This is a genomic window from Salisediminibacterium beveridgei, from assembly GCF_001721685.1.
In the GTDB taxonomy this organism is placed as follows: Bacteria; Bacillota; Bacilli; order Bacillales; family Salisediminibacteriaceae; genus Salisediminibacterium; species Salisediminibacterium beveridgei.
Genome location: NZ_CP012502.1, coordinates 1,772,826 through 1,795,587, shown reverse-complemented (window position 1 = coordinate 1,795,587; position 22,762 = coordinate 1,772,826). Strand labels below are relative to the sequence as shown.

The following is a 22,762-nucleotide window of genomic DNA, read 5'->3' as shown; positions in this document are numbered from 1 at the left end:
GAAATGCTGATGTTCAATCGTATAATGCTTGCAGCAGATGGCTCGGAATATTCACTTAAAGCAGCGGAAAAAGCCATTTATCTTGCTAAAGCCAATCCGGAATCTAAAATTACAGTCGTCCATGTCGTGGATGAACTGCCCTCGAGAAGTGATGTGATGGATGCGGAATTTCAACCGAGAGATATCCCCGAACACCGCAAAGCTCAGATTGAAAATGTTAAAAACATTCTGAAAGACTCCGGTGTTAATTTTGATGTTCGTCACATTTTTGGTGATCCAGGACCTGCTCTTGTAGGGGAATCACTGGATATGAATGCAGATCTGATTCTGATTGGGAGCCGGGGGTTGAACACGTTTCAACAGATGGTGCTTGGCAGTGTGAGTCACAAAGTGGCTAAAAGGGCGAAATGCCCGGTCATGATCGTGAAAGAGTAAAGGAGGAGTATAGATGCAAAACCCGAAAATGGATGAAATTAAAACGATCCTTGAAGAAGCTCATACAATTGCAGTTGTGGGACTGAGTGATAAACCGAACCGGACGAGTTATCAGGTTGCAGAATTTCTTGTGAACGCAGGATACCATGTAATTCCTGTTAATCCAAGGGTAGACGAGGTCTTTGGAGTACATGCTGTTGATTCGATATCCGAAATAAAGGAAAAGGTGGATATTATAAATGTGTTCCGTCGAAGTGATTATTTATCAGAACTCGCCCACGATGTTCTGGACTTTCATGCACCGGTGTTCTGGTCTCAATTAGGTGTATATGACGAAAACGTCAAAGACGAGCTTGAGAACGCAGGTAAAACCGTCATTATGGATCGCTGTATCAAAGTCGACTACGCAACTCTCTTGAATGTGTGATATGATAAACGAGCAGCTGCAGTAATTGCAGCTGCTTTCCAATTTTAAGAATTAGAACAAATGTTTTGTCTGTTGACAAACGCGACACACTAAGGCTATTTTAATGGATAGGTATGTGTTTTGAACGTAAGTGTTGAAAGGGGATCAATCCATTGAGTAACATGAATGATTTTAATTACAATGATGACGCCATACAAGTACTCGAGGGACTAGATGCGGTTCGTAAGCGGCCGGGTATGTATATCGGAAGCACAGATCATCGCGGCCTTCATCATCTGGTGTTTGAGATTGTCGATAATTCCGTTGATGAAATTCTTGCAGGGTTTGGTAATGAAATTACCGTTACTATTCATCAGGATCAAACGATCAGTATTCAGGATTCAGGCCGCGGTTTTCCAACCGGGATGCATCGCTCTGGCAAACCAACACCTGAAGTGATACTGACTGTTCTGCATGCTGGTGGAAAATTCGGGCAAGGTGGGTACAAAACCAGTGGGGGACTTCATGGTGTTGGTGCATCGGTGGTTAATGCTCTGTCTGAATGGCTCGAAGTCACCATTTATCGGGAAGGATCAATCTACCATCAACGTTTTGAAAGTGGCGGAAAGCCAGCGACAACGCTTGAAACCATTGGGAAAACGAAACGGTCCGGAACGACGATTCGATTTAAACCGGATCCGAAGATCTTTGGACAGATTCAATTTAATTACGACACATTGTCAGAACGACTACGGGAAGCCGCATTTCTGATACGTGGTGTTAAGATTAAACTGATTGATGAACGGGGCGAAGAAAAATACGAGGATCTGTTCCAGTTTAATACTGGTTTGGAGGCATTTGTTGACTATTTAAACGAAGAGAAAGATACCCTTCATCCGGTGATTCAATTCGAAGGTATTCATGATGAAATTGAAGCGGACGTCGCTTTTCAATACAATGATGGATTTACCGAAAATATATTATCTTTCGTAAACAATGTTCGAACCAAAGATGGAGGCACACATGAACTTGGTGCGAAGGCAGCCATCACACGAATAGTCAATGAGCATGCACGAAAGCTGACATTATTAAAAGAAAAGGACAAAAACCTGGACGGAACGGATATCCGGGAAGGGTTTACCGGTATAATCAGTGTTCGTGTTCCTGAGGAAAAGCTTCAATTCGAGGGACAGACAAAATCAAAACTCGGTACTGCAGAAGCTCGTCAGGCAGTCGATCAGGTCATCAGCGCAAAATTGGCCTACTTCCTTGAGGAAAATCCTGAAATCAGTCATATGCTGATTAAAAAAGCTGTCAAAGCATCTCAGGCAAGAGAAGCAGCTCGAAAAGCGCGCGAGGATGCAAGGAACGGTAAGAAAAATAAACGCAAAGATGCCATGCTCAGTGGTAAATTAACGCCTGCTCAATCAAGAAACCCAAATAAAAATGAACTCTATCTTGTAGAGGGTGATTCAGCCGGTGGTTCAGCAAAACAGGGCCGCGATAGAAAATTCCAGGCCGTACTCCCGCTGAGGGGTAAAGTGATCAATACAGAAAAAGCCAAACTGGCTGATATCATGAAAAACGAAGAGATTCGAACCATTATCTACGCAATCGGTGGAGATGTGGGACCGGATTTTGATGTAAATAATATCAATTATGACAAAGTGGTCATTATGACCGATGCGGATACTGACGGCGCACATATTCAAGTCTTAATCCTTACATTTTTCTATCGATACATGCGTCCGTTGATTGAATCTGGCAAGGTTTATATCGCTTTACCACCTCTTTATAAAGTAAGTCGGGGATCCGGAAAGAAAGAAGTTGTGGAATATGCCTGGGATGAAGATGGTCTTCAAGGGGCGATGGATAAAGTCGGCAAAGGATATATTCTTCAGCGCTACAAGGGTCTCGGTGAAATGGATGCTACTCAGCTATGGGAAACTACCATGGATCCCGATTCACGAACGCTGGTGCGTGTGACGATCGAAGACGTGGCGCGAGCAGAGCGGCGCGTATCGACACTGATGGGTGACAAAGTGGAACCGAGAAGAAAATGGATTGAGCGGAATGTGGCATTTGGCTTGAATGAGGATACAAATATTCTGGATAATGATCATTTGCTCATCAGCGAGGAGGACTAAACATTGGAACAAAAGGAACGCTATCTGGATCTCCCTTTGGAAGATGTACTGGGAGACAGATTTGGGCGATACAGTAAATATATTATACAGGATCGAGCGCTTCCCGATGCACGTGATGGCCTTAAACCGGTACAAAGGCGGATCTTGTATGCCATGCATATGGATAAAAACACAAACGACAAACCCTTCCGTAAGTCGGCTAAAACCGTAGGTAATGTTATCGGTAATTATCATCCTCATGGTGATTCTTCCGTATACGAAGCAATGATCCGGCAAAGTCAGGACTGGAAGATGAGGCACCAACTTGTACAAATGCATGGGAATAATGGTTCTGTGGATGGTGACCCTCCAGCTGCGATGCGATATACAGAGGCGCGCCTTTCTAAAATCGCTTCTGAAATGCTCAAAGATATAGAAAAGAGCACTGTGGATTTCATGCCGAATTTCGATGATTCAATCGAAGAGCCGGTTGTGCTGCCTGGCAGTTATCCGAATCTCCTGGTAAACGGCTCTACGGGGATCTCAAGTGGGTATGCTACTGATATTCCACCGCACCACCTGGGAGAAGTCATTGATGCAGCCATTCATCAAATGGATCACCCTGATTGCGAAGTGAAAGACTTGCTGCGCTTTATTCAGGGTCCGGATTTTCCAACCGGTGGTGTTATTCAGGGCGCTGAGGGTCTTCAAAGGGCATACGAGACCGGAAAAGGAAAAGTTGTACTTCGAGGAAAAGCGGAAGTACAATCGATTCGCGGGAATAAAGAACAGATTGTAATTACTGAAATACCATACGAAATTAACAAAGCAAATCTTGTGAAAAAAATGGATGAACTGCGTATTGACAAAAAAGTTGATGGCATTGCTGAAGTTCGCGATGATACAGACCGCACTGGAATGAGTATCGTCATTGAACTGAAGAAAGATGCAGATTCACTTGGCATCCTGCACTTCTTGTATAAGAATACAGATCTTCAAGTGTCCTATCATTTCAATATGGTGGCCATTCATAATAAAACACCAAAACTGATGGGTTTGAAACAAATGCTGCAAGCCTATATAACTCATCAGAAAGAAGTGATGACAAGACGGACCAATTTTGATTTGAACAAAGCCAAGGACCGGGCACATATTGTTGAGGGTTTAATTAAGGCGATTTCGATACTCGATGAAGTCATTGCTACGATCCGTGCTTCAAATGATAAAAAAGATGCAAAGAGTCGCCTTGAATCTGCTTATCAATTTACAGAAGCGCAGTCAGAAGCGATCGTTAATTTACAATTATACCGATTAACAAATACAGATATCACAACCTTGGAAAAGGAAGCGAAGGAACTGCGCGATTTGATACAAAAACTGGAATTGATTCTGTCTGATGAAAAAAATCTTCTGAAAGAAATAAAAAAAGAACTGCGATACATTAAAAAAACCTATCATAACGAAAGAAAAACCGTGATAGAAGACGAAGTAGAAGATCTTAAGATCAATCTTGAGGTTGTCGTTCCATCGGAAGATGTTCGGGTATCCATCACGAAAGATGGCTATGTGAAACGTTCGAGTGTTCGATCATACACTGCATCGAATGGTGAAGTGCCTACGATGAAAGAGACGGATCGCCTGACTCATAATCTCGAGATCAATACAACCGATACCATTTTAATATTCACACGAAGCGGTTCGTATCTGCTTCTTCCAGTTCATGAACTCCCTGAAACGAAGTGGAAAGACACGGGACAGCATGTGGCTAACCTCGTAGCAATGGATCAGGATGATCCGATCGTCAATGTAATCCCTATTCAGGAATTCAGGGAAGACAGATGGCTATTGTTTGCTACGAAAGCCGGGATGATCAAACGTACTACACTAAAGGAATACTATGCCCAACGCCGCTCAAAAGCATTAACTGCTCTAAAACTGAAACCTCAGGATGAACTGTTAAATGTTTACTTAACAACGGGGGAAGAGGAGGTGTTCCTTGCCTCTAAAAAAGGTTATGGATTGTGGTTTGATGAAGAGGAAGTCAGTGTAACTGGTCAGCGTACAGCAGGCGTAAAAGGTATGAATTTGAAACCTGGAGATGAAATGGTATCGATGAGTTTATTTCCAAAGGACGCCAAACCAGATCTCATGTTAGTTACACAAAGAGGCGCTGTTAAACGGATGTCATTGAAATCATTTGAAAAAGCAAGTCGTGCAAAACGCGGATTGATTATGTTGAAAGAATTAAAAAAATCGCCGCATGAAGTAGTCAAACTTCTGAGTATCGTGGGGAATGATATACTATGGCTTGAATCAACATCACTGACGACGTATGAATTAAACCCGAAATCATTCAGATTGAGTGACCGGTATACGAATGGATCATTTATATTTGATGCACAATCTGAAGGTGAAGTTCAGGATGTATGGTTGGTGAAGAAAGAGTCTGGCAACACACACGAAGCATAGGCAGATCATAAAACAGACGGTCGTTATTATCATTAAATAACGACCGTCTGTTTTAGTATTGTCTCAATATCCTAGAATACTTAAAAATTTGAGACAACAATTTATATCGTATTATTAGTTCCTATAATTTATATTATGTAAACTAGATTATTGATGAGAAAACCACTGGATTACTCCAGTGGTTTTCTCCCCTTGTAGCCATCGTCGGCGCCATGATAATGAGCAATTTCTTTCTCGCCATATTTCCAACATAATAGAATTTCTTCTCCGTCTATCAGTGCCGGAAAATCAACAAGTCCAACCTCAACATCTTTTAGCAGACAGCCGTGCTGTTCAATATTTTGAACATGCAGTCGAGCTTGAATTTCAATGAATTCAAGTTTTGATTCAGCAATGAAAACTTCCTGGGACTGATCATCCAGATTTGATTGTGCAGATTTGGCTGATCCTGATTTATTTAATTGATTTACTTTTGTCTGAAATTCATGATTTAAATTTCGTAATGCATCCATTTCCTTTTCGAGAACAGGAATGAGTTGATTCGCTTCTTCTAACGTAAAATATTTCTTTTCAGTCATACCAGACCCACCTCCTATTTGCCTATTATGACAAATCACAAGCGTTAACGAAAGCGATCTGCTCTCAGGAAATATTCAGATCAGCTTGAAATGTCTTAAAGCATGAGCAATTCCGGCTTCTTCATTAGTTAACGTGATATAATCAGCTGCTTTCTTTGTCACTTCCTGAGCGTTTCCCATAGCAACACCAGTGCCACATGCTTCAATCATAGACACATCATTCAGACTGTCTCCCATTGCCATCATGTTGGATAAAGGGATGCCTAGTTTTTCACTGACAATCTTCAGAGCATTCGCTTTATTAACACCTTTTGCATTCACCTCAATATTCGTTAAGCTGGAATTGGTGATTTCAAGATCATCAAACTCACTCAATGTTTTCACGATTGCTTCGCGCGCGAAGTCATCTTTCGTATCAAAACCGAATTTTAACCAGGTATGATTATGGATCCTGTCGGGCATCTCAGATTTCCACATGGCTTCCGTCGTTGCTGCCCAATGAAAGGTATCGTATTTTTTTCGTAAAGCCCACATGGTTTCCACTCTGTCTGGGTTTAATGGTACACGATGAAGGACCCGATCCGGCAATCGCCATACCTCACTGCCATTTCCGGTGATTATCAAATCCTTCAGATTCAACTCCTCTGCATAGCGTTTGCAGGAAGGCAGCGACCTTCCTGTGCTCAGCACAACTGCAATGCCATTTTGTGTGAGCTTTTGAATGGCTTCATGATGCTCAGGGTGAATGGTCATATCTTCTTTGATCAATGTTCCGTCAATATCAAGTGCTACAAGCTGAATGTCATTTGTCATAACTGGTTGATCTCCTTTACATCACAATCTATCCATAAATAAAGTAAATTACTGTTAAAATGAGAGCAGGAACAAATGTCACAAAATAAATTATCGACATATTGGTAAAATGGCTTTTTGTTTTTCGATCATAATCTTTGTCATCCGGATCAATCCCAATTTTGACGGTCAGAATCAAAGCAATAATACAAATAATTGCTGCAGGTATAAGGTAATATATCATCTGGCCACTTGCCATGTCGTTTCATCCTCCTTCCTGTTACCATTACGTATTTCGAAACTGAAAAGTAGTTAACTACAGTGTAAACTGTAAAACAGTTTTTGAAAACAAAAAGCTGCCGATAAGGCAGCTTTTGGATCATTACGTTTCCCGAATCATATTTTTCCCATAATAAATTTCATTCATTTCGTGTTGGATTTTCTGAGTAATCAATTTTTGTTGAACTTTTGTTAAATCACTCTCTTCATAGCCAAACAAGTAGTTATCGATCTCGAACTCCTTTAACTTACATTTCGTATGAAAGATGTTTTCCTGATAAATGTTGACATCAAACATATGAAATTGATCTTTAATTTCTTTAGGAATATAATTTTGAATGGAATTGATATCATGATCAATGAAATATTTCACTCCATTTACATCCCGGGTAAAGCCACGCACCCGGTAATCCATCGTCATGACATCTGTGTCGAACGAATGGATCAGGTAATTCAAGGCTTTCAAAGGTGATATTTCTCCACAGGTCGATACATCGATATCAGCTCTGAATGTGCTGATATCTTCAACTGGATTGTATTCAGGATACGTATGAACAGTGATATGACTTTTATCAAGGTGCATCAATGTCGTTTGTGGTATCGGTCCCGGGCTTTCTTCAAATGCAGATTCAGGAGCACCATCAACTGGCCCCTCAGATACCAGCATGGTGACACTGGCTCCTTGTGGCTCGTAGTCCTGTTTTGCGATGTTCAGTACATGCGCCCCGATCATTTCAGCGACGTCTTTTAGTATCTTGGTCAGCCGGTCTGCGCTATAGTGTTTATCGATGTATTTCATATAGCGTTTGCGCTCTTCTTTTGTTTTCGTGTAACAAACATCGTACATATTGAAACTCAAAGATTTTGTCAAATTATTAAATTCATGCAATTGAATTCGTTGTTCCGGTGTTAAACTCACAGTCGCATACCCCACTCGTTTGTAAATTTTCAGCCGCAAAATTTCGCTGTTATAGATACCATTATGACATAATTAATAAAAAGAATAAAATTTTTTTTAGTCGGAATTCTGCGCAGCAGGATCTTTCATTTTTTGAATGAATGATTCTATGATCTGATGATCGAGGGTGAACTGATCCTGATCGGTACCTGTTACTTTTTTTACAATCATTCGTTGCAGGTAATTCATTTTGGAAAACTGCAGCTCCCCTCCAGGCATTGCAGTCGCCGTTGCATGACTCCGGAGTGTTTCGGGAAAACTGTTTTCGAACTGAAGTTGAGCCTGCATATCTTCATGCATGCAGCACAATATGATCCCAAGTTTTTTCTCGAGAAGTAATGTTTCATTTCGACTTACAAATTGTCTGATATGTCGGTTCAACAGGCCCATATGCACAGAAGCCCCGATAATGATCGAATCATACTCTTCGATATCTCGGGCCCTCTGATGTTCTAAATCAATGATTTCTGTTTCAGGGATAGTGTCTCGAATGTATTCAGCAATCTTTTTAACTGTTCCATGTGTGCTGCAATAAACAATCAGATTCCTCATATGATCATCCCTCTCAAATAGGTAGTCATCGCATTATACAGTTATGATACCCTGATTCGAAAAGGAAATTGTGTCCATTTCACGACAAATGGATTGCCCCGGCAATTGAACGACGGGGCAATCCATTAAATTAAGTTGTATTCCGAATGTTTTAAAACTGTTCTTGGATGTGAACCGTCGGGCTCTTTTTCATCAAGTTCCACGGAAATAGAATTCGTGTACGAGGAAATCACCTTGGCTGTTTTCCCTTTGTAGTCACCTGCGGTAATTTCAACTGCGTCTCCAGAATTCAGAATTGGCTGTTCTTTTTCTTGCGATTGGTCAGACATTACAGGTCCTCCTTTGATGGCAATTCATTCTATTGGCATATTCATATTCAAAGGAAATAGTAAACGCTAAAGACGGTTGAAGTCAAGAAAAAAAGATTTTAATGCTTAGTAATGTGATTTAAGTCCTTGAACTGGAAATCGTCATGGCGTCGAGGTTAATTTTTGCGCCGGTTTTTTTCAGGAAATCCAATCCTATGATGCCATCTGCTTCAATATCTTCAAATTGTACTGTAAACTCACTCACTTTTAATGGTCCGACACTGAACGAATGGATTGTCATTTCAGTCACACCTTCGGTCAGTCCCATTTCCCTGCCTTTTTTTAAGGACAGCTTTGTAAACGGTGCACAAGTGTCAATGATCATTCGGTCAGCTATAAAAATGTCATCATTCACATGCAACCTGGCTTCGGTAAAAAGTGTGTGATTATCATGGAAAACTGGTTTCAATTTTATCCGCTCCTTTTTTATTACGTTTCAAATGAAACTGTATCACCTTGATTAATCCGGCCATCATTTAACACAACGCCATATGCACCGCCGCGCCACTCTGTGTTTAATGCTTCTTTGAGGCCCGATTGAGCAGCTTCCATCTGCTCACAAGGTTTGGTTTCTCCATAGATCTGAATTCGGACGTTACCGATCATAAGAATAGATTGTCTGCGTTCTTTTAAAGAGATACCCCGGACCAGAATATTAGCTCTTCTTTTCGATGGGGGGAGCTCTGCATTTAATTGTCCAGTGGCATATTCCCAGTTTTCTGCTTCCAAAATAGTCACTTGTCTTTTACCTCTTTGGTTTGCATTTCCTTTCAGCCCCTGATTTGCAATGGCTTCTGCAGAATTCACTGGATCCATGGGACCTTGTTTCATACGCTTCAACCATATCGCTTCCACCCTACCGGTCATAGTTCTTCCCCCTGTGTTACTTTATTGTACTTTTACTCTCATTCATCTTAAGATAGATCAAAGAGAATAACAAGGAATTCCCGGAAGGTAGTGGCATCTTATGAAAAAAATTAAAATCTCACTTTATATTTCAACCTTTTTAATCACTTACGTAGTGTTGCATGTCTATTTTGCATATGTTGTGCATGTCTATTTACAAGCCACAGGTTCAAAGGATCTTTTTGTCCCATTGATAATACTATTTACTTTGTTCGGGTTTTTATTTCCTGTCGGTCAGATGGTGCAGTCTCTTCGGATATTTAAAACCTTTGGAGCCATGTGGTTCGGTTTTATCCAGTTTGCACTCGTTGTCTTCCCTGCACTCCACATCACTGTGCTCGTAAGCAGCGAAATATTTCTTGAAAGACAAAATGCTGTCCTGATTGCGGGAACAGTGGCGGTCATAATGCTGATGTTCTATCTCTTTCTTGGAATTTATCAGGCATACAGTCCTGTAACGAAGTCCTACCAGATTAAATTGGATTATCATGATCAAAACAGAAAAGAACTGAAAATTGCATTGGTGACGGATACGCATTTTGGTCCATTGGCAGGTTCACGGTCTGTTAAGAAACTGACAGATATGCTGATGAATGAACAGCCAGAACTTATCTTGTTTGCAGGTGATGTTGTAGATGATGATCCGGCGTTCTTTAAACAGCATGATCTATCCAGGTATTTTAAAGAATTGAATCCTTCTATGGGGATGTTCGGAGTTCTTGGAAATCATGAATACTACGGCGGAAAGCGTGATGAGATTGTAAAGATCCTCGAGGAGAGCGGAATTAAGATGCTTCTCGATGATCAAGTCACGCTCGATAATGATTTGATAATAATTGGTCGTAAAGACCGGACGGATAAACGCAGGAAATCCGTCCAGGACTTAATGACAGGTGTTCTGAACAATGCGAACCTGCCTGTCTTGATGATGGATCATCAGCCATCTGAATTGAGTATGATGACAGACTATCCGGTTGACGTAACTGTATCAGGTCATACACATAAAGGACAGATTTGGCCAAATCAGATGTTCACCCGCAAGATTTTCCCGTTGGATTATGGATACAGACAATTCGGGAATATGCACAGCATTGTATCATCCGGATTCGGTTTTTGGGGTCCTCCCATCAGAATCGGTTCGCGCGCAGAACTGGTCTTGATTAACGTGTCATATTCGTCGCTTGCGAAAAAGTAAATGCGAAACGATTTTCTGTTTGATTCCACCTCAATGATGCTGAGAATGTTTTTCCTTTACTTTTAAAACCTTCGATAAGCGGAGATTCCCCATCCTTCAACATTTTCTGTACGGTCGATAATGACAATTTCTTTGTCAAAATGGTTTTTGACAATGTAAAGGAGCACCCGCTTGTTTGATAAGTACTGCACCCATAGAAGGTCCCCTTATCGATCACTTGCTCATCGCAAATGGGGCACTTGCCGACAGGTGCCTTCCTGCGCTTCTTTTTGTCCCATTTAGACTGTCTTACAGGCAGAGCCGCTTGCTCTTGCTCAGTGAAGGACCAGGTTTCAGCATGATGGTGGGATTCTGAAACAATATCTGTAATCATTTTATAGATTGCAGTCATAAAAACGGCTGCATCGTATTGGCCGCTTCCAATCAGATCCAATTGCTTTTCCCATTTCGCAGTCATTTCCGGGGAAACGAGTATCGAGGAGCCCAATGCCTTGATCAGGAGCATCCCTTTTGCTGTCGGTTGAACGGTATTTTTAATAATCGTGATGTATTGACGATTCTGAAGAACGCTGATGATGTTTGCTCGAGTAGCTTCGGTACCCAGGCCCTGTGTCTGGTTTAGCACATGAATCAGTTCTTTATCGTCGATGTGTTTTCCCGCTGTTTTCATTAATGTGATCAATTCTCCCTCCGTATAGCGTTTCGGAGGTTTTGTTTTGCTCTCCTCGACAAAGAATTCTTTACCGTTTACAGGGTCCCCTTTTGAGCAGACAGGTAACAGAGCCTGCTCTTTGTCTTTTTCCGGGAAAGGAATCACTTTACGCCACCCTTTGGAAATCACAGACTTTCCTTTTGATGTGAAGTGTGCGCGCTCATCTACAATCGTGTTGATTTCCGTGTAGCTCATTTCCAACGGTGGATAAAATGCAGCAATGATGCTTTCTGCGACGGTTTGATAAATCAGACGTTCATCTTCACTGAGCTTTTTCATGTCGGGGATCTGTTCTGTTGGCATAATCGCATAGTGATCTTTGACTTTTGTGGAATCTACAAATCGTGCCCTGTTCTGGATCGTTTGGAAGGGAGCTGGGAGAATCTGTTTGAAGGGATCCTGTTGAGAAAGCGTTCCAAGAATTCCAGGTAAAAGCTCTTCCTCTTGGGTGGTTATGTATCTTGAATCTGTTCTCGGATAAGACAGGTAACCTTTCACATAAAGCTTTTGTGCGATATCCAATGTGTGTTTAGGCGAAAATTTCCTTCGTTTATTCATCATTGCCTGCAAAGCCGATAAATTATAAAATGCCGGTGCATGTACTTTTTTACTCTCTTCTGTCACTGTTTCAATTCTTGCAGGTTTCCCTTCACAAAAAGATTGAATCCGTTCAGCCATGACTCCGTTTAAGATTCTTGGGTCGTTTTCTTTCTGCCAAACCGCCCAATAACGGCCATTGGCGTGTTGAAATTCTGCATGTACTTCCCAAAAAGGTTTGGAAACAAATTCAAGAATCTCTGCTTCCCGTTTAACAATCAATGCGAGAGTTGGTGTCTGAACGCGGCCGATAGAATAAACATCATTGATGCCGTGAGCCTTCAACTGCAGTGTATATGCCCTTGAAGCGTTCATGCCAACCAGCCAGTCGGCAAAAGTTCTCGAGAGCGCTTCCTCATAAAGGTCCTTTGTCTTATCTCCATCTTTGAGTTGTTCAAACCCTTTGATGACAGCGTTCTTAGTCAAAGAAGAAATCCATAAACGGCTTAAAGGCTTTCGATTGCCCGCCTGATCAAGAATGAGTCTGATGATCGCTTCTCCTTCGCGTTCGGCATCACCTGCATGCACAATTTCTGTTACTGATTGATCATGAATAAAGTGTTTTATGGTCTGATAAGCTTGATTTTTGCCTTTGGAAATTCGGAATTGAAAAGATTTTGGAATCATCGGCAAAGTATCCAGATGCCATTTTTTCCATTCTGATGAATATGTTTCAGGCGGAACTAATTCACATAAGTGTCCAACAGCCCAAACGACAACGGCGCCTTCAGGAAACAGTGGACATGATTCGATGCGGATATGATCTTTTTGTTTGGTATGTTGAAACGGTGCAGCAAGTTTAGCGCCCTGATCGGGCTTTTCCGCGATGATCAGTTTCATGGGATTCACTCCTGGATAAGAAAGTATGTTTGAGGGAACGTTTGTTTTATTGTAGCATATCCGACAAAAAAGCACACCTGATTTCAGCATCAGATGCGCTTGCGCATTTATAGATCAATGTTGAAAAAGCCTTACTGTTTTTCGTCGAGAAGAAAGGTGAAGCCATCTTCTTGTTTGACCCGTTTTTCCTTGAGCAGTTTCCCCATCGCTCGCTTAAAGGCTGCCTTACTTAAGCCCAAAGTTTCCTGAATCAGATCTGGAGGGGTTTTATCCGTTAGGGGCATTTTCCCATTACGTTCATGCAAATATGTCAGAATAATATCGGCGTCCTCCATCTGTCTTTCAGTCATTGCTGGTAAAATGGACACGTTCAAGGTACCGTCTTCTCTGACGTCAATCACTTTGCCACTGATGAACTGACCGAGTCGAAGTGCTTTTCGTGACATGGTGTGATGAATAAAACCTCTGTAACCCTCTTCAGAAACAAACAACGTCCCTTCATCAATGATGCGGTAGACGTGGCCTTCGATGGTCTGATGTGTCATCGAATCATTTGCTGTTTCAAGCTCATTACGAACAGTCTCTTCCCGCACAGGTTTTGCAATCAATCGCTCATGGCGGTCATGAGAAAGAATGACATACAGTTTGTCTTTAGCCTGTGGCCATTCACTGCGATTCTCAGGAAGATCATCTTTTGATACAAGTACATCTTTTTTTGTCCCAATATGGACGAATACGCCGGCTCTTGGATGAACGTGGGTCACTTCTCCCCACCCGAAAGAATTCAGGCTGATCTCCGGTAAGTTCATCGTTGCTTCTATATCACCCGCTTTATTCTCATACAGAAAAACGGTAATGTCTTCACCTTTTCTGACTACACCGTTCAATTCATCTTTATAGATCAGAATTTTTATTCCGTCTTTCCGTAAGACGTATCCTGTTTCAATCCCTCGTTCCACGTGGCAAACTGTAATAATTCCCGGGAGTATGGCTTTTTTTTCACGCATAGTGTGTATCTCCTTTTTTATCTGATCCGATTATTATACACCTTTTTAAGACAAAAGAAAAAGGGCGCAATATATGCTCCCTTAAATAAGCAGATTGAATAATTTCTGATCCTGATTGATTTCCAGAAAATCAAAACCGTGTTTCTCCATTCTGTGGACCAGTGGGTGATAGTCTTCCTTATATTTCAGTTCAATACCGACCAGCACAGGTCCCTTATCACGATCGTTTTTCTTTGTATACTCAAACCGGGTGATATCATCATTTTCACCGAGAACGTGCGCCATGAACTGTCTCAGTGCACCTGCCCGTTGCGGGAAATTCACAATAAAATAATGTTTATAGCCGTCATAAATCATTGAGCGTTCCTTGATTTCCTGCATGCGGTCGATATCGTTGTTTCCGCCGCTCACAATGCATACGACAGTTTGACCTTTGATTTCATCGCGCATATGCTCTAATGCAGACACAGAGAGTGCACCCGCAGGCTCTGCAACAATCGCCTGTTCGTTATAAAGGCTCAGAATGGTTGAACACACTTCCCCCTCGTCTACTAAAACCATATCATCGATTAGTCTGCGGGCAATCTGGAAAGTCGTTTTACCAACGGATTTTACAGATGCACCGTCTACGAATTTATTAATTTCTTCGAGTGTCTGCACTTCTCCAGCTTCAATCGCAGCTGTCATGCTGGGTGCGCCAGCTGGTTCAACCCCAATCAGTTTCGTATGAGGGCTGATGTTTTTGATGTAGGAGCCGACACCTGAAATCAGGCCACCACCGCCTACACTCATAAACACATGTGATACGGGTTCATCCATGCCTTCGAGGATCTCCATACCAACCGTTCCTTGACCGGCAATCGTTCTGACATCGTCAAATGGATGCATAAATGTCATTTTCTCTTCCGTACATACTTTCATGGATGCTGCGAATGCATCGTCGAATGTATCGCCGTGAAGGATCACTTCAACAAAATGCTCACCAAAGAATTCCACGCGGGAAACTTTTTGACGCGGCGTCGTCGTAGGCATAAAAATCTTGCCTCTTACACCCAATGCTTTACAGGCGTAGGCAACGCCCTGGGCATGATTACCTGCACTGGCACAAACGACACCTTGCTGAAGTTCTTCGTCTGATAACGTCATCATAAAATGATAAGCTCCGCGCAATTTAAACGAGCGGACAATCTGAAGATCTTCCCTTTTCAGGTAGACGTTCGCTTCATAACGCTCTGAGAGAATTTGATCGCGTTGGAGAGGAGTATTGACGACTACGTCTTTTAAATTCTGGTGAGCGATCAGGATGTCCCTCACTGGTAATGTGTCAATCATTGTTTTGCTCATCGTCATGTTCCTTTCCTGCATAGTTTCTGAATTTTGAAATTAATCTTATCATACCCACGGTCTATTTGGAAAGATATAAGTTGAAAATTCAACACAGGAATGTGCTAAACTGTTAAGTGTCATGTTAATTTCGCAGGGAGAGTGATTGTTTATGACAAGTTGGGCTTTTGTATCAGACTTTGATGGAACGATTTCCAAGGAGGACTTTTACTGGCTTGTGATTCATCAATATTATCCAGAAGGAGAGTCACTGTATTACAAATGGAAGAAAGGTGACTTTTTGGATATAGAATTTCTGACAAAGATTTTCAGTTCAATTAATGAAGAAGAAGATAAAATTCTCGAAATGATCAAAGAAATTCCACTTGATGAATCTGTTAAACCGTTCATCGACGAAGTCCACGCAAATGGTGGAGACTTTATCATTCTCAGTGCCGGGACGGACTATTACATTCGCGAACTCTTACGAATGCACAGCTTACCGAATGTTCCTGTCTATTCAAACCGCGGTTTTTATCAGGATGGCAACATTCATTTAGCCGTTGACCCACATAACCCGTTCTATTCAAAGCGTTATGGTATTGACAAACAAGCTGTGATGAAGGACTTGAAAAATACGTACGACTATTTGTTTTATTACGGTGACAGTGAACCAGACGCTCACCCTGCTAAGGAAGCGGACCGGATGTATGCCAAAGATGGATTGGTAGATATTTTGTCCAGTCAGGGCACACCGTTTACGGAAGTTAATTCATTTAAAGAGATCATGAACGTCCAGTCTCAAGAAGGGTGGCCTGGTAAAATATGAATCAGTCAGGTATGAGCATCCCCATTCCTGATATTCTGGATATCGGAAGCGGGGTAAGAAAATCTTTTTCTGGTCATTGTCATAAGCACGGTTTTTTGAAAATCGGGATTATATTTGACTCGTTTGCTGAAGACGTGGTTAAAGAAGATTTACTTGAAGGATTCTCAAAACAAGCGGAATTGACAACTGTCAGAATCCATGGTGATGAAGATATTCACCAGTTGATCAGTAAAGCATTTGAGCTCAATCGCTTTGATTGTCTGGCTGCAGCAGGCGGAGGAGCTGTTATCGATGCTGGCAAATATATGGCTTTCAGTCGACGCGTTCCTTTTGTCAGTATTCCCACTTCACCGTCTAATGATGGATTTGCTTCAAGTAACTGTTCTTTGTTTGTGGATGGTAAAAAAACGACAGTTCCTGCAATGATTCCTTTTGGAGTGATTGCTGACCTCGATATTATCCGTCACGCTCCGAAGGAAATGATCCTTGCAGGAACCGGGGATCTGATGTCGAACATTACCGCCATGCATGATTGGTATTATGAGGAGTCTAAAGGAATTGACAATGTCCATGCTTTCGCGGCGATGCTCAGTAAGAAGGGTGTAAACAGCTTTGTCAGAACACCGATGGAGGATATTCAAAACGATGTATTTATAAAAGAACTGATCAGTTCCATGGCGATGGGAGGTATTTCCACAATGATCAGCGGCAACAGCTCGCCGATCAGTGGCGCTGAACATATGATTTCCCATGCTTTGGATCAAATTACGGAAAAACCGCTAATGCACGGCATCCAGGTCGGTCTCGCCTCTTATTTAATGGCGCTGGTTCATGATCATCGTCATGAACGATTACATAAAGTGTTCACAAGAACAGGGTTTTTTGACTACACGAAAACCCTTACCCTGAATCGAGATGAATGGGAAAGGGCAATCATTTTGGCTCCTGATGTGAAACCGAAACGTAAAACATATCTACACGAAGAAAAACACCGCCAACGAGCTATCAGCATTCTGAGAGAACACGACGTATTCAAGGCACATTTTGGCACCGATTAAAGAAAGTCTTGATCAATCACCTGGCTAACAGACGGTATACATCCTTTAATGTATGAATTCCGCTTTTTGATAGTGCTTCGGAGGTTTGAATCCACAGTTCACCTGTCATTCTTGCATCAGAAAGGGCATTGTGCCGTCCGTCAGTGGAGATGTTGAAATGTTTACAGCAGTCTTCGAGGTTCACCGTTTGTTTCAATGGTTCGTATAGCCGAGTTAAAAAAACCGTATCGAGGAGTCTGCGTTGAAACGTTGCACGAAAACTTCGCCACATGGCGTCCTGCATGAACCCTTTCTCATGAGCGGCATGATGCGCCACGAGAATGTCATTTCCGATAAATCGAAAAAAATCTGTCAATACATCTGCTTCTGCCGGGGCGTTAATGACATCCTGTTCTGTCAATCCTGTCAGTGTCTGAATTTCTGGCGATATCGGTTTATCATAATAAACACAACTGTAAAATGTTTGATCGACAACTTCTCCATCGGATACTTTGACTGCACCGATGGAGAGGATGCGATCCTGTTTGTACGGATAGAATCCGGTCGTTTCCAAATCAAATACAGTACAGGAAAGTTCCGTCAAAGGCGTATTCAAATCACTTCGCTCTTTGGCGGCTTTTTCGGCTTCCTTAATAAATGCGGCAGCCGCTGCATCAGCTTCGCCGTTATTTTGAATGATACCGGATAATTGCCGGATCAGTTGTGTCATTGGATTCACCGTTTATCCCCCCTTATATTCCGCGTGGCGAATGGCATCATCAAGGGTCTGCTTGCCTGTTTTCATCCAGTATCTTACTTGTTTTTTCTCTTCAGTACTCCATAAAGCAGGATCAAGATAATGTGTTGAGTTGCGTGTGCTTCCCTGGTGGTGCTTCAACCGAAACTGTAATGCTGAATGAAAACTTTCTTTGATTTTTTCTGTTTGTTCGAGATGATTTTGCAAGGCAATAAACCGATTGATTGTCGATGCATCCGTAATAGCGTAGGAAAAGGCAAGGATTCTTGCAGCATGTACATACGGGAATAAAACGGTCTCTCTAAAATCGAGTAACCCTTTATATTCTCCTTTCTGCTCTGTGAAAAACTGGCCCAGGACGCCTTTGCCTTTTTTTCGATGCCCGACATTGTCGGCGAGTCGTTTTACAACGCGAGGGTTATTTGACATGGTATCTTCCATCAGTTGTTTTTTGAAAGATAAAAAGAAATCAGGATCACCTGAGATCACACGACTGTCGAGGAAAATGGTGAGGTAACGCATGGATTCCCAGGTGTCTTCCTCGATCCAGTCCTGAAGCTGCTTTTCCCACCCCTGCTCATTTTTGCACCAGCGTTCTTCACTGGCCATAATTTTCCCTTCACACAAAGGATAGCCGCAAATGGCCAATCCTTCTGCAATCCTCTCCCCTAATTCAAGGAAATAAGTCTGATTACCCTCTTGCCCTTCAAAGAATATGCCGTGGTCCTGATCGCTGAAACGTGCCTGCTCCATTCTTCCGGCACTGCCCATCACAAAAAACACAAAAGGAGCGGGGGCCTCGCCCCGCGCCCGCTTTTGATCTCTTTGTGCCAAACTCAAAACAGATTGAAGACACTGTTCATGGGAACCATGCAAATCAGATAGACTGATATTGTCCGATTCGATCAACGGATGAAACCAGTCACGAATCGATTCAAAAGAATGAAACGTAGGGTTTGACGCTGTTCCCATGTCCATAAATTATGCACCTGCCTGTTTATTGTTTTTGGATTCCATTTGTTCTACGTTTTCTGGGTAACCGTAGCTACCGTGTTCACTGATATCAAGACCCATAAGCTCTTCTTCTTCAGAGACGCGGATACCGCCCATTGTCTTATCCATTACCTTCAGGATAATATATGCTACAACGAATGCATATAGACCGGATACAGCAACACCTGTGAACTGAACACCCAGCTGAGCGAATCCACCGCCGTAAAACAATCCCGGAAGACCACCGTTCATTTCCGCGAGTGCCGGCGTTGCAAAGAATCCTGTTGAAAGTGTTCCCCAAATGCCGGCAACACCGTGAACAGAAAGTGCAAAGATTGGATCATCTATGCCCATTTTATCAAAGAATACCATGGCAAGATAGACAAGAATACCACCGATGATCCCGATGACAACTGCTGCCCATGTAGCGACAAATGCCGTTGATGCAGTAATGGCAACAAGACCTGCAAGTGCACCGTTCAGCATAGTTGGAACATCTGCTTTACCACGAAGGATCATGACTGTACCCATAGCGGCCAATGCACCTGCCGCAGCAGCCAACTGTGTAGTCAGTGCAACATAACCGAAGAAAGCACCATCAACACCAAGTGTACTACCACCGTTAAAGCCGAACCAACCAACCCACAGCAGGAGAACACCTAATGCAGTATATACCTGGTTGTGACCTGGTACGTCGTTCGCGGAACCGTCTTTATTGAATTTACCAATACGCGGTTTCAAAACGATTGTTGCGGCCAGCGCCGCCATCGCACCGGTTAAGTGAACAACTGTTGAACCCGCAAAATCCTGCTTGCCAAGGCCAGCCAACCAGCCGTCGCCCCAGATCCAGTGTGCAACCACCGGATAGACTGCTGCGGAGAACAATACAGCGAATACGATGTAAGCTGACAGCTTCGCACGTTCAGCAAAACCACCGAAAGCAATGGTCAAAGCAATGGCTGCAAAGGCCAACTGGAACAAAAAGTCAACCGAGCCAGCGAGGCCATCTACTTCTGTAGTGAAGTCACCGTAGAAAAAGTCCGAAAAACCGATAAATAAATTCCCTTCACCATAAATAAATCCGTAACCGACTGCCCAGAATACCAGTGACGCAATTCCTACAGAGAAAATCGTTTTCCCTGCAATGTGTCCTGCGTTCTTCATTCGCGTTGAACCTGCTTCAAGAAGAATGAATCCTCCCTGCATTAACAACACCAGGGTAAAAGCAACAATGATAAAGACGTTGTTCAATAAAAACATTTCATCCATTTGACTCACTCCTCTTAAAATTTTGTGTCAGCTTTTGTTACGCTGAACTTAAGTCAAAGTATACCGTCATAATTTTCAGAATCATCAATTTTGTCAGGTTTTTTGACAGGGTAATTATGGTAAGCGTTTACACAATACGAACATAAAAAAGGCCTCATCACAGTCATGATGAGGCTCTGGTACGTGCATTGATTCTTTGTTCAATATAACCTGTACCAAGAAAAACACCGGATACAATGAAAATAAATCCGACAATGTGTCGCAGGTGAATGGGTTCACCCAGTAAAAAATAAGCACCAGTCATTGCAAAAAGTGGAACGAGATTATTAAAAACGGCTGTCTGTCCTGCTCCAATTCGCTGAATCGCTGCATTATACATAATGTGCCCAAGACCTGTGGCAAGAATTGCAGACGAAAAAAACACAATCCAAATCCAACTATTTCCTATGACTGGAGGTATATTCGGATCTTCAACAGTAAAACCGAACACGGTCAGAAATGCTGCGCCGATCAACAACATAATGACAGTCATTTGTCTCGGGTTCATTGTTATCGTTGCTTTTCGGATAATGATAAAAGAAAAGGCCTGTACCATCATACCTGTGAAAATAAACAAATCACCTGTGGAAACCAGCCAATGATTCGGGTTGGGTTCCACAACAACAAAAAAGACCCCTGCAAAAGCAACAATCACACCGCTGAATTGTAATTTCGATAAAGGTTCTTTTAAAAACAATGCAGAAAAAATAGCCGTTGTGATTGGAATCAGCCCTAAAATCAAAGAGCCATTTGAAGCTGTTGTAAACTGGAGTCCATACCCAATCATGCCATGATGTAGCACCTGACCGAAGAGAGCACCTGCAGTTATATAAAGCCATTGTTTAATTGTAACAGGTTTTAGATCATTGAAAAACCAAAGCAAAATGAGAATCAGGATTCCTGCAGATCCAATTCGCAATCCTTGCATCATAACTGGTGAGAAAGCATCCACCAGGAACTTAATTGCAACAACATTCATCCCCCAGAAAATCATTACGGTGACTAACATTAAGTATGTAGTAAATTTAGACATATTGATTCCCTGCTTTCATCGAGCGATTTCTTCGCTAGTCGTAAAATATACATGCTATCATACTTTTACACATTTTTTCTAAGGAAGATGCTGCACCGAAGTTCCCATCAGTGATAAAATAGTTGACTGTGGGCAAATTGGGGGGTGACGATTGTGCGGAGTGATGGTTTAGTAAAAGAGATTTTTGTATTGCGGAGTATCGGTTGCCTGAGTATCGTCATGCTTCACAGTATCTTTATCGCACTTCAGTCAGATTCAGTCAATGTCAGTTCATTTTACAGCGATATCCTCGTTTCCGCTCAACTGTTATTGAACTACGGTACACCGATGTTCGTTTTTATTTCAGAATTCGTGATTGCCTACTCCTATCGAAAAAAGCCGATTCCGGAATCTTTTTTTTCAAAACGGCTTAAATTCATATTAATTCCTTACATCACAATGGCATTGATTTATGCCATGCCGTTTTTTCATCTCGGGATTGATACATGGTCAGCAAAAGCACTCATGAATGTGTTTGCTGGTGATTATCATGGCTATTTTATTCTGATTATCTTTCAATTTTATTTATTCCACTATTTTTTCAGTGAAAAATTGAAAAACCTGAACCCGGTTAATGTTATCGCTGTTTCATTCATGATTAATTTTATATATGTAGCTTTTTTCAACCTGGTTTCCCCCCCATCAGATAGTGCCATTATCATTTACATTTGGGAAAGATTCTTTTGGATTCCCATGTTCGGATGGATTTTTTATTTTATGATCGGATTTTATGCGGGCACTTATTATGAGGAATTCATTGATTTTCTGAGACGTAACCGCAAGGTCATTCTTGTACTGCCTATAGTAACGACATTTTTGATGCTGATGAGCTTTCATCTTGGATGGCTTACAGATAATTCATCTAAACGAATCGATATCATTTTTCAAACAACCGCAGTCAGTCTGTTGCTATTTTATATTGTGCATCAGCTGAAATATCCCCCACCGCTCTTTGTATTTATCAGCAGATATTCTTTCGGGATCTACCTTTGGCATTATGCGTATATTTTTATATTTGATTATTTATATGTTAACTGGATACCATTGTCTTTCAATGGGCTTTATTTTCTTGTTCTTTTCTTTTTCAGCTTAAGTATGTCTATTCTGACTGTGAACCTGCTGTCAAAATGGCAATATGGCTATTTGTTTATTGGAAAGATGGGTATACCATTCAAGAAACCGGAAAAAACACCACCAGCAGCCTCGTAAAATCACGAAGCGTT

23 protein-coding genes are annotated in these 22,762 nt (G+C 41.9%); 8 read left to right on the top strand and 15 right to left on the bottom strand.

Features of this window, described 5'->3' with window-relative positions; translation table 11 throughout:
* Positions 1-9: 9 nt before the first annotated feature.
* The 4 genes from BBEV_RS08325 to parC all read left to right on the top strand — a co-directional run bounded on the left by BBEV_RS08325 (position 10) and on the right by parC (position 5,436).
* Positions 10-435, top strand: coding sequence for a universal stress protein (locus BBEV_RS08325; RefSeq protein ID WP_069365047.1), 426 nt, complete (start codon positions 10-12; stop codon positions 433-435).
* Positions 436-448: 13 nt separating this feature from the next.
* Positions 449-862: a CoA-binding protein gene (locus BBEV_RS08320; RefSeq protein ID WP_069365046.1), complete on the top strand. Its 414-nt coding sequence runs from the start codon at positions 449-451 to the stop codon at positions 860-862.
* A gap of 161 nt (positions 863-1,023) precedes the next feature.
* Entirely contained in the window at positions 1,024-2,988 is a 1,965-nt protein-coding gene (parE, locus tag BBEV_RS08315) for a DNA topoisomerase IV subunit B (RefSeq protein WP_069366668.1), read from the top strand.
* A gap of 3 nt (positions 2,989-2,991) precedes the next feature.
* The gene (parC, locus tag BBEV_RS08310; RefSeq protein WP_069365045.1) at positions 2,992-5,436 is read left to right on the top strand and encodes a DNA topoisomerase IV subunit A; all 2,445 of its coding nucleotides are present in this window, start codon (positions 2,992-2,994) and stop codon (positions 5,434-5,436) included.
* A 170-nt stretch (positions 5,437-5,606) separates the two neighbouring features.
* On the opposite strand, the gene BBEV_RS08305 is transcribed toward parC, so the two are convergent.
* From BBEV_RS08305 to BBEV_RS08270, 8 genes are all read right to left on the bottom strand, one after another.
* Positions 5,607-6,014: a DUF2203 domain-containing protein gene (locus tag BBEV_RS08305; protein ID WP_069365044.1), complete on the bottom strand. Its 408-nt coding sequence runs from the start codon at positions 6,012-6,014 to the stop codon at positions 5,607-5,609.
* Between the two features lie 75 nt (positions 6,015-6,089).
* A complete protein-coding gene (locus BBEV_RS08300) occupies positions 6,090-6,827 on the bottom strand; it encodes a Cof-type HAD-IIB family hydrolase (protein ID WP_069365043.1) in 738 nt (245 codons plus the stop codon).
* A gap of 28 nt (positions 6,828-6,855) precedes the next feature.
* Positions 6,856-7,065 (bottom strand): hypothetical protein, encoded by a 210-nt coding sequence (locus tag BBEV_RS08295; protein ID WP_084007305.1) that lies wholly within the window; start codon positions 7,063-7,065, stop codon positions 6,856-6,858.
* A 123-nt stretch (positions 7,066-7,188) separates the two neighbouring features.
* Complete coding sequence (gene speD, locus BBEV_RS08290) at positions 7,189-8,004, bottom strand: adenosylmethionine decarboxylase (protein WP_069365042.1); 816 nt, start codon at positions 8,002-8,004, stop codon at positions 7,189-7,191.
* Positions 8,005-8,100: 96 nt separating this feature from the next.
* Positions 8,101-8,595, bottom strand: a complete 495-nt coding sequence (locus BBEV_RS08285; protein ID WP_069365041.1) for a flavodoxin domain-containing protein — start codon at positions 8,593-8,595, stop codon at positions 8,101-8,103.
* Positions 8,596-8,720: 125 nt separating this feature from the next.
* The gene (locus BBEV_RS08280; protein ID WP_069365040.1) at positions 8,721-8,924 is read right to left on the bottom strand and encodes a KOW motif-containing protein; all 204 of its coding nucleotides are present in this window, start codon (positions 8,922-8,924) and stop codon (positions 8,721-8,723) included.
* 118 nt (positions 8,925-9,042) lie between these two features.
* Positions 9,043-9,288, bottom strand: a complete 246-nt coding sequence (locus tag BBEV_RS08275) for a pepsin/retropepsin-like aspartic protease family protein (protein ID WP_157100946.1) — start codon at positions 9,286-9,288, stop codon at positions 9,043-9,045.
* Between the two features lie 104 nt (positions 9,289-9,392).
* Positions 9,393-9,830: an MOSC domain-containing protein gene (locus tag BBEV_RS08270; protein WP_069365038.1), complete on the bottom strand. Its 438-nt coding sequence runs from the start codon at positions 9,828-9,830 to the stop codon at positions 9,393-9,395.
* Between the two features lie 100 nt (positions 9,831-9,930).
* Between BBEV_RS08270 and BBEV_RS08265 the strand changes: the two genes are divergently transcribed.
* A complete protein-coding gene (locus BBEV_RS08265; RefSeq protein WP_069365037.1) occupies positions 9,931-11,064 on the top strand; it encodes a metallophosphoesterase in 1,134 nt (377 codons plus the stop codon).
* Here the strand turns inward: BBEV_RS08265 and BBEV_RS08260 are convergent.
* The 3 genes from BBEV_RS08260 to ilvA form a co-directional block, all read right to left on the bottom strand.
* Complete coding sequence (locus BBEV_RS08260; RefSeq protein ID WP_069365036.1) at positions 11,030-13,213, bottom strand: type IA DNA topoisomerase; 2,184 nt, start codon at positions 13,211-13,213, stop codon at positions 11,030-11,032. The genes BBEV_RS08265 and BBEV_RS08260 overlap by 35 nt on opposite strands.
* Before the next feature lie 131 nt (positions 13,214-13,344).
* Positions 13,345-14,220, bottom strand: coding sequence for a CvfB family protein (locus BBEV_RS08255; RefSeq protein ID WP_069365035.1), 876 nt, complete (start codon positions 14,218-14,220; stop codon positions 13,345-13,347).
* Between the two features lie 81 nt (positions 14,221-14,301).
* Positions 14,302-15,570, bottom strand: a complete 1,269-nt coding sequence (ilvA, locus tag BBEV_RS08250) for a threonine ammonia-lyase IlvA (RefSeq protein WP_069365034.1) — start codon at positions 15,568-15,570, stop codon at positions 14,302-14,304.
* Positions 15,571-15,715: 145 nt separating this feature from the next.
* On the opposite strand from ilvA, the gene BBEV_RS08245 reads away from it, so the two are divergent.
* Together BBEV_RS08245 and BBEV_RS08240 are read left to right on the top strand one after the other, a co-directional pair.
* Positions 15,716-16,372, top strand: coding sequence for an MtnX-like HAD-IB family phosphatase (locus BBEV_RS08245; protein ID WP_069365033.1), 657 nt, complete (start codon positions 15,716-15,718; stop codon positions 16,370-16,372).
* Positions 16,369-17,430 carry an iron-containing alcohol dehydrogenase family protein gene (locus tag BBEV_RS08240; RefSeq protein WP_069365032.1) on the top strand — a complete coding sequence of 354 codons (1,062 nt, stop codon included), beginning with the start codon at positions 16,369-16,371 and terminating at the stop codon, positions 17,428-17,430. Before BBEV_RS08245 ends, BBEV_RS08240 begins: the two co-directional genes overlap by 4 nt.
* 16 nt (positions 17,431-17,446) lie before the next feature.
* Here the strand turns inward: BBEV_RS08240 and BBEV_RS08235 are convergent, their stop codons facing one another.
* The 4 genes from BBEV_RS08235 to BBEV_RS08220 all read right to left on the bottom strand — a co-directional run bounded on the left by BBEV_RS08235 (position 17,447) and on the right by BBEV_RS08220 (position 21,500).
* Positions 17,447-18,139 (bottom strand): exonuclease domain-containing protein, encoded by a 693-nt coding sequence (locus BBEV_RS08235; protein ID WP_069366666.1) that lies wholly within the window; start codon positions 18,137-18,139, stop codon positions 17,447-17,449.
* Positions 18,140-18,151: 12 nt separating this feature from the next.
* Positions 18,152-19,144 (bottom strand): DUF294 nucleotidyltransferase-like domain-containing protein, encoded by a 993-nt coding sequence (locus BBEV_RS08230; RefSeq protein ID WP_069365031.1) that lies wholly within the window; start codon positions 19,142-19,144, stop codon positions 18,152-18,154.
* A 3-nt stretch (positions 19,145-19,147) separates the two neighbouring features.
* Positions 19,148-20,428, bottom strand: coding sequence for an ammonium transporter (locus BBEV_RS08225; protein ID WP_069365030.1), 1,281 nt, complete (start codon positions 20,426-20,428; stop codon positions 19,148-19,150).
* A gap of 163 nt (positions 20,429-20,591) precedes the next feature.
* Positions 20,592-21,500 carry a DMT family transporter gene (locus BBEV_RS08220; RefSeq protein ID WP_069365029.1) on the bottom strand — a complete coding sequence of 303 codons (909 nt, stop codon included), beginning with the start codon at positions 21,498-21,500 and terminating at the stop codon, positions 20,592-20,594.
* 153 nt (positions 21,501-21,653) lie between these two features.
* Between BBEV_RS08220 and BBEV_RS08215 the strand changes: the two genes are divergently transcribed.
* On the top strand, positions 21,654-22,748 hold the full coding sequence (locus BBEV_RS08215) for an acyltransferase family protein (RefSeq protein WP_084007303.1): 1,095 nt from the start codon (positions 21,654-21,656) through the stop codon (positions 22,746-22,748).
* Positions 22,749-22,762: the final 14 nt, after the last annotated feature.